We start from the raw sequence: 613 nt of genomic DNA, 5'->3' as shown, positions 1-613 counted from the left end.
AGGGCAAACTTCGGGTAACCGGAGGACGCAAAGCCACGGGTCCTGACTCCATGGTCAGGATAGCCGGGTTGTCGAAGAGCAACGCCCGCCTTCCATAGGTGCGGGGGTCTGTTTCTGAGGTAGGAAGCAAACTCACCCCATGGAGGTGGCGCATGCGCTGCACGAAACGAGTTTGTGGAAAGATCACCCTTCACCTTGGCACCCTCGGCATCCTCTGCCTCGCAGCGGGAATGGCCGGTGCCGCCCCCCCTCCCCAGAAGTTCGTAACCGATGAGCTCCTCGTCCAGTTCAAGGCCGGCGTCCACAAGGCCAATTCCGACACAGTCCTCAAGGGAGCCGGCGCCCGGGAAGCCGAGGATATCCCCCAGCTCCGCGTGAAGAGGATCAAGGTACCTGCCGCTGCCCGCGCAAAGGTGAAGGCTGTCCTGGCAAAAAACTCCCAGGTGTCCTTTGTGGAAGAAAACTACCTGGCTGAACCGGCAACAATCCCCAACGACCCTTCCTATGCCTCCCAGTGGCATCTCCCCAAGATTGCCGCTCCGGCGGGATGGGACATCTCCACCGGCTCCAGTTCCGTTGATATCGCTATCCTGGACTCGGGCGTCGATCCCTC

General features: G+C 61.0%; 1 protein-coding gene and 1 riboswitch. The gene reads left to right on the top strand.

Annotated features, from left to right (window positions below; translation table 11 throughout):
- Window positions 1-76: riboswitch (cyclic di-GMP riboswitch) on the top strand. This riboswitch is flagged as partial in the annotation.
- A 76-nt stretch (window positions 77-152) separates the two neighbouring features.
- Window positions 153-613 (top strand): S8 family serine peptidase (locus tag KJB29_RS19110; RefSeq protein WP_425514130.1); only part of this gene is annotated, 461 nt, incomplete at its 3' end.

Source organism: Geobacter grbiciae, from assembly GCF_018531165.1.
GTDB lineage: Bacteria > Desulfobacterota > Desulfuromonadia > Geobacterales > Geobacteraceae > Geobacter > Geobacter metallireducens.
This window is presented reverse-complemented; position numbering and strand designations above follow the sequence as displayed.